Genomic DNA, 6,147 nt, shown 5'->3' on the forward strand with positions numbered 1-6,147 from the left:
CTTTGAAGTGGAAGTTCAAAGGCTTTACAAAGGAAAAGGAAATTAATACTATATTAACTTAGCTCCTGTTGCACTAGTCATATTAAAACCAGCAAACTTAATTTTATTGTTTTATGTAATGCTTTTTTATATTTGCATTTTTTCAGCAAAACACATTGGTATTTTTTTGCATAAGCAACTTTGCTTGTTTAGGGCTTTCTGGAACGAGACCAAGTCTATTCTGAAACTTTAAAGAATAAAATAATTTTATGAAATTAGATAAAGTCAAGTTATTGCTCACTTTCGACTATGAGTTACCAATGGGGAGTTGCAGTAATTACAATAAAGGAGTTTTTACTCCCTCAGAAAAAATCTTAGAAGTTGCCGAGGATTTCAATGTTCCAGTGGTATTGTTTGCTGATATTTGTAGTGCCCAAATGTTTAAAGATTGGGATTATGAAGGGTTTTACCTCCCTTTTAAAAAACAGTTACACACCGCTCTCAAGCTAAATCATGATGTGCAATTACACATTCATCCTCATTGGCTCCTGTCAGAGTTTAAAGATAGCAATTACATTCCTTCGCCCAAACTAGGATTAAATGAATATGTGCATGAAAATCCCCCTTTGAACATTTCTGGAATCATTGAAAATGCCGTCAATGAAATGGTCAATATTTGTAAGGAAGTAAAACCAGATTACCAGTGTATTGCCTATCGTGCTGGATGTTATAGCATACAACCAACTACTGATAAAATTTTTCAAGCACTGTATCAGCAGGGCATACGAATAGATAGCTCCGTAGTGAGAGGGTTGTTCTGGAAAACAGAAGCACTCAGCGTAGATTATCGTCAGGTGTTTCAGAAATCAGGTTGGACAGTAAACCTACAGGGAGAGCTTGACAAAGAAGCCAATGAAGGGCTTTTTGAGGTACCTGTTACTACCATGCCAGCTTTTATTGGTAATCGTCTAACTCGTATCAAAAAGAAGCTATTAAATAAAGAAAAATACCGCCAACTCAAATACGATGATGCTGGCAGTGGATTTTCAGGACCTCCTACCAACAGTCGAAAGTATAAAATTATGAATGCTATCCATTCTCCTTTTGTGTTATCTTTTGACAATATGACTACAGATGTAAATTTGATTGATCAAATCATTGCTTACAATCTCAAAAAATATAAAGACACTGAAAATCTAATACTTTGTGCAAACTCTCATCCTAAGTGCTTTGGGGTGCATCAATTTCAGTTGTTTAAAGATTCCATCAAACTAATTCAAGATAAGTATGGGGATGTAATTGAGTTTACAACATTTGACCAAATCTACCAACAAGGTGCTTTTGGCCAAAGTCGTACAAAGAACCGAGGCTATTTCTAAATTCCGATTCATTGGGGTGCTTCTGTTTTGCCAAGCCCAGTGTAGCTAATGTATTATGTACTAGTAACAATGTTCACAATAACTATTTGATTTGGAATGTCTCTTTATTGCCTTTTATCATTTTGTTAGTGGTACTACTAGAGTACAAATTTATAAATCCTGCTTAAAGTCCTGTAAGATGGGGATTTATCAGAGAAATGCCTTAGTTAGGTTTAAGTATACGCTCTCAACTTGGGCATGTATTTTGAAGCGTTACTCTAATTGTTTTAAATAACAGATGTATGAAGTTTAAACCTGTCAAAACCTTTAAAAAAAGAAAAAAGAAAATACTCAAAAACTTTGTAAAACCTGTTACTAAAAGTGACCTGCTTGGCTTATATCAAAAACTTGGCATCAAGGCAGGAGATATTGTGTTTGTACATAGTGCATTGAGTACTTTTGGTAAGGTGGATGGTGGACCTCAGGTCATTATAGATACTCTCTTGGAAACTGTAGAAGAAGAAGGCACACTTTTGTTTCCAGGGTTTAACCTGACAAAATCAATGGCAGATACAATGGCGTATTATGCTGCAGGAGAAGCTTATGATTATCAGGATAGTACTCCCACTACAGGTATTATTTGCCGGGTTTTCAAACAAGAGTACGATCCATGCATCAGCATTCACCCTACCCATTCAGTGTTAGCAAAGGGCAAGCTTGCTCAAGTGTTCACTAGCGAACATCACTTGGCAGATTCTAGTTTTGGCAAAGGAACTCCTCTGTATAAATTGTTAAGTCATAATGCAAAAATTATAGGCTTAGGTTCAAGCTTTGGACGGCTTACTTTTGTTCATGTGATAGAGGACGTGGTGAACAACTTCCCCATTAACGTATACAAAGATCAGTCTTATAAAGTAAGGTTGATTGATAATGAGGGTAATACAATACAAAAAACATTTGTTGCTCATTGCCCCCAAAATAGTCGAATAGATCACCTGATTAAAGGGAGTTACATTAGAAGAAAATTTTGGAATACTCTCAGGCAAAGGAAACAATTGAAAACACACAAAGTTAATCAGGCACGAAGTTGGGCTATAAATGCTAGAGATTTATATAACTTACAAGAAGAATTAGCACAGGAAAAGATCACGATTTATACAGAACCAAAGGGTATTTTTAAAAAAATCACGTACAAATTTTTAGGGTTGCTAGATGAACTTAACAGTTAAATAGGTTATATAATTCAACCACAAATTTAGATAGCAAGTAAGGCACAGTCGCCTTTTAGCTATCTTTACTTTACTCAAAGCCGATAGGCTTTCATTAATGTGTTTGAAGCTTTTTTTAGAACATTTCAGGTGCTTCGAGCAAGAGGTTATTTGGCATTGTAAACACGAAGTTTTGCTTCATTTGCCCTAACAGGGGCGAAGGAAAAGTTTTTTGCCAAACTTTATTTCTGTGAATATGGTGCTGATCTTTCAAACATTTTGTACAAACCCAGAGCTTATACAAAATGTTTTTTGAAATACAAATAGCCCGTTTTCAATGACTTGGGGTGGCTCTAAGAGAATTGATATTTATAGTAGATATAGTTATATTTGTCTTGCAATTTAATAGGCTAAATGAAAATATATACCAAAACCGGAGACAAAGGAAAGACATCGTTGATTGGAGGAACCAGGGTGTCAAAATCACACTTGAGAATAGAAGCTTACGGTACAGTAGACGAGTTAAACTCTTATATTGGGTTGTTGAGCGATCAGCCAGTGAATAAACCACATCTGGCAGTATTGAAAGAAATCCAAGACCGCCTGTTTACCATTGGGTCATCATTGGCGTCTGATCCTGAAAAGTCTAAAATGAAAATTCCTGATTTGCTTGAAACAGACATTGCTTTGCTGGAAAGCGAAATGGATAAGATGAATGCAGTATTGCCTGAACTTAGGGCGTTTGTATTGCCAGGAGGACATTCCTCTATCTCATTTGGACACATTGCACGGACAGTATGCCGACGGGCAGAACGAATGGTCATTGCTTTACAAGAAGTAGATTTTGTGGCTGATTTGGTGGTACAATACCTCAATCGCCTTTCTGACTATTTATTTACTTTGTGTAGGGCAATGCACCAAGACATGGATATAGCAGAAACCCCTTGGCAGCCCCGGATGGATAAAAAATAACCCAGGGTAAAACCTGATAAAAAATGATCATTTTACAGGTAGACAACATTCCTTGAGTTGATATAAGTTGCAACTCTATTTTAGTAAGTGTTACAAAGTTATAACACAGATATTCACGTAAAAAAATCACATAATGACAGAGACAGTAGAAGAAAAGTTAAGCATTAGGACAGAGAAAATAGAAAAGTCACGTTTGCCTGAAGTTGATTTTGAAAATTTACCATTTGGGCGTGTATTTTCTGATCACATGTTTGTTGCTGATTATAAAGATAATGGATGGCACGACCTCAGAATTGTCCCTTATGCCAATATATCTTTTAGCCCGGCAATGTCTACTCTGCATTATGCACAGTCGATTTTTGAAGGAATGAAGGCTTATAAGCGAGCCGATGGAGGTGTATACCTGTTTAGACCAGACGAAAACTTTAACCGTATGAATATTTCGGCAAATCGTATGTGCATGCCCGAAATACGCGAAGAAGTTTTTATGGATGGCTTAAAAGAGCTCATCAAACTTGATCAGGGCTGGGTGCCAGAACAAGAAGGAAGCACGCTTTACATTCGTCCGTTTATGTTTGCGGTTGATGACTTCATTGGGGTACGTCCATCAGATACCTACAAGTTTATGATTTTTACTTGTCCGGTAGCCAGCTACTATGCAGAGCCAGTGCGGGTACGTATCGAAACCGACTATACCCGTGCAGCAAAAGGAGGGGTAGGCTACGCCAAAACTGCCGGAAACTATGCCGCATCTTTATATGCTGCACGCAACGCCCAGAAAGACGGTTACCACCAAGTGATTTGGACTGATGGAGCCGAACACAAATACATTGAAGAGTCAGGAACAATGAACTTGTTCTTTAAAATAGATGGAACCCTTATTACTGCCTCATTGGGCGACAGCGTTTTGAATGGGATTACCCGTAAAAGCATTATACAACTGGCAAAAGACTTTGGACAACCCGTAGAAGAACGTCGCATTAGTGTAGAAGAAATAGACAAAGCATTGAAAGAGGGGAGGGTAGAAGAGGCTTTTGGTGCAGGTACTGCTGCAGTAGTATCTTCTATTAAAACCATAGGGCATCAAGGGACTGATTATGACTTGCCGCCAATGGTAGAAGGCACCTTTGCCTATAAGGTAAAAGAAACTCTGCACAACATTCGTATGGGCAAAGTAGCAGACAAACACCAATGGATGGTGAAAGTAAACTAAAGAAAATCAACCATAAAAGACCACAAACTTGCAAGTTTGTGGTCTTTTGGGTTAAAGGCATAAGACCTAAACGAATACAAAAAAACTGGCAAAGTACCTTGTTTTACGATCAGACTTTTATAAATTGTACACAGTATCTTTCATAAGGTGCTACTACTAAAATTACCAACCAAATATTAAAATAAAGGTAGTTGAGCTTGTTTCACAATCTCTAAATCACCTATTGTATGGTAGAAATAATCAGTCTTGAAGGAACCGAAGATACTCCAAAAATCGTTTTAGATCCTAAAAATGGAGTATTTGAATTTACTGGCAGGTCTTTACCAGAAGACGCCATGGATTTTTATGAACCAGTAGTAGAATGGTTTGGCAGGTATAAAAACAATCCCAATGCCCAAACCAAAGTAGTCTTTAAACTAGAGTACATCAACTCAGCTTCTACCAAAGCCTGTGTAGATGTACTAAAAGCCTTAGAACCTATCCCTCATACACAGGTGGTATGGGTCTATGACGACGAAGATATAGAAGACCTGGGAAAACAATTTGCTCGCTTGGTGGAAGTCCCCTTTCAGGTTACCCGAGAAGAAATGTAGCTGTAAACTGGCTGAATTACTTACAAAAAACTGCGATTATCCTTTAGGGTAATCGTTTTTTTTGTTTTCAGATAAAAGTTAACTAATTGATTTAAAGGTTTTTATGGATTATTTAAATTTTTTTTTAAAAAAAAATGTCAAGCCATTAAACCTTTGCCTTATGTCACACTCTAAGGGGCATAAGTTTATTAAAAACGGAGAACAAAACTTTTATCTTATTATTAAAAAATTTACACAAATGAAATTGACTAAATATTTTCTCGGATTTTTCTTGGCGTTTGCCCTTACTGTAGCGTTCAACAGCCAAACTCAGGCGCAGTCTACCCCCAAAGTAAAAAAGCGTCAGGTAAACCAAAAGAAACGTATTCGCAACGGAGTAAAATCTGGAGAACTTTCTAAAAAAGAAGCAACTAAGCTTCGTAAGCAGCAAAGAAACATTAAGAAGACTAAACGTGCTGCCAAAGCCGATGGTAAAGTAACCAGAAAAGAGCGTAAGCAAATTCAACGTAAGCAAAACCGGGCAAGCAAAAATATTAAGCGTAAAAAACATAATAACCGCAAGCGCAAAGGCAATTAATTTTAAGCAAATTTTTATATAGTTTGATTGAACAAGAGACCGAAGACGAAAGTTTTCGGTCTTTTTTTGTTTTGCCTGGTATTGCCAAAAATGTGCAGATAATATGCTTGCCTGGTTATGAGTAAGGCAAGCACCTGGAATTAATGACATTACAAAACCCTTATTCATTCTAACAACATGTTCGCCATCCTCCATTTTAAAATCTGTGAATGGCTCCAATAGACAATGTATCTTTAAAATCTATTGG

General features: G+C 37.0%; 6 protein-coding genes. All 6 read left to right on the forward strand.

The window, feature by feature from the left end; all coding sequences use genetic code 11:
* The first annotated feature begins 248 nt into the window (after nucleotides 1–248).
* The 6 genes from Q0954_RS32325 to Q0954_RS32350 all read left to right on the forward strand — a co-directional run bounded on the left by Q0954_RS32325 (nucleotide 249) and on the right by Q0954_RS32350 (nucleotide 5,900).
* A complete protein-coding gene (locus tag Q0954_RS32325) occupies nucleotides 249–1,358 on the forward strand; it encodes a hypothetical protein (RefSeq protein WP_299465622.1) in 1,110 nt (369 codons plus the stop codon).
* Between the two features lie 281 nt (nucleotides 1,359–1,639).
* Nucleotides 1,640–2,566 (forward strand): AAC(3) family N-acetyltransferase, encoded by a 927-nt coding sequence (locus Q0954_RS32330; RefSeq protein ID WP_299465624.1) that lies wholly within the window; start codon nucleotides 1,640–1,642, stop codon nucleotides 2,564–2,566.
* A gap of 393 nt (nucleotides 2,567–2,959) precedes the next feature.
* Nucleotides 2,960–3,517: a cob(I)yrinic acid a,c-diamide adenosyltransferase gene (locus Q0954_RS32335; RefSeq protein ID WP_299465627.1), complete on the forward strand. Its 558-nt coding sequence runs from the start codon at nucleotides 2,960–2,962 to the stop codon at nucleotides 3,515–3,517.
* Nucleotides 3,518–3,650: 133 nt separating this feature from the next.
* Nucleotides 3,651–4,730: a branched-chain amino acid aminotransferase gene (locus Q0954_RS32340; protein ID WP_299465630.1), complete on the forward strand. Its 1,080-nt coding sequence runs from the start codon at nucleotides 3,651–3,653 to the stop codon at nucleotides 4,728–4,730.
* 227 nt (nucleotides 4,731–4,957) lie between these two features.
* Complete coding sequence (locus Q0954_RS32345) at nucleotides 4,958–5,323, forward strand: DUF1987 domain-containing protein (protein WP_002698628.1); 366 nt, start codon at nucleotides 4,958–4,960, stop codon at nucleotides 5,321–5,323.
* 238 nt (nucleotides 5,324–5,561) lie between these two features.
* Nucleotides 5,562–5,900, forward strand: coding sequence for a hypothetical protein (locus Q0954_RS32350; protein WP_299465636.1), 339 nt, complete (start codon nucleotides 5,562–5,564; stop codon nucleotides 5,898–5,900).
* The last annotated feature ends 247 nt before the right edge of the window (nucleotides 5,901–6,147 follow it).

It is taken from the genome of uncultured Microscilla sp. (assembly GCF_947493425.1).
Lineage (GTDB): Bacteria > Bacteroidota > Bacteroidia > Cytophagales > Microscillaceae > Microscilla.

Bases quoted from the DNA above. Each gene is read 5' to 3' on its own strand.
- Q0954_RS32345 (WP_002698628.1), top strand. From the start codon at position 4,958: ATGGTAGAAATAATCAGTCTTGAAGGAACCGAAGATACTCCAAAAATC.
- Q0954_RS32325 (WP_299465622.1), top strand. From the start codon at position 249: ATGAAATTAGATAAAGTCAAGTTATTGCTCACTTTCGACTATGAGTTA.
- Q0954_RS32350 (WP_299465636.1), top strand. From the start codon at position 5,562: ATGAAATTGACTAAATATTTTCTCGGATTTTTCTTGGCGTTTGCCCTT.
- Q0954_RS32340 (WP_299465630.1), top strand. From the start codon at position 3,651: ATGACAGAGACAGTAGAAGAAAAGTTAAGCATTAGGACAGAGAAAATA.
- Q0954_RS32335 (WP_299465627.1), top strand. From the start codon at position 2,960: ATGAAAATATATACCAAAACCGGAGACAAAGGAAAGACATCGTTGATT.
- Q0954_RS32330 (WP_299465624.1), top strand. From the start codon at position 1,640: ATGAAGTTTAAACCTGTCAAAACCTTTAAAAAAAGAAAAAAGAAAATA.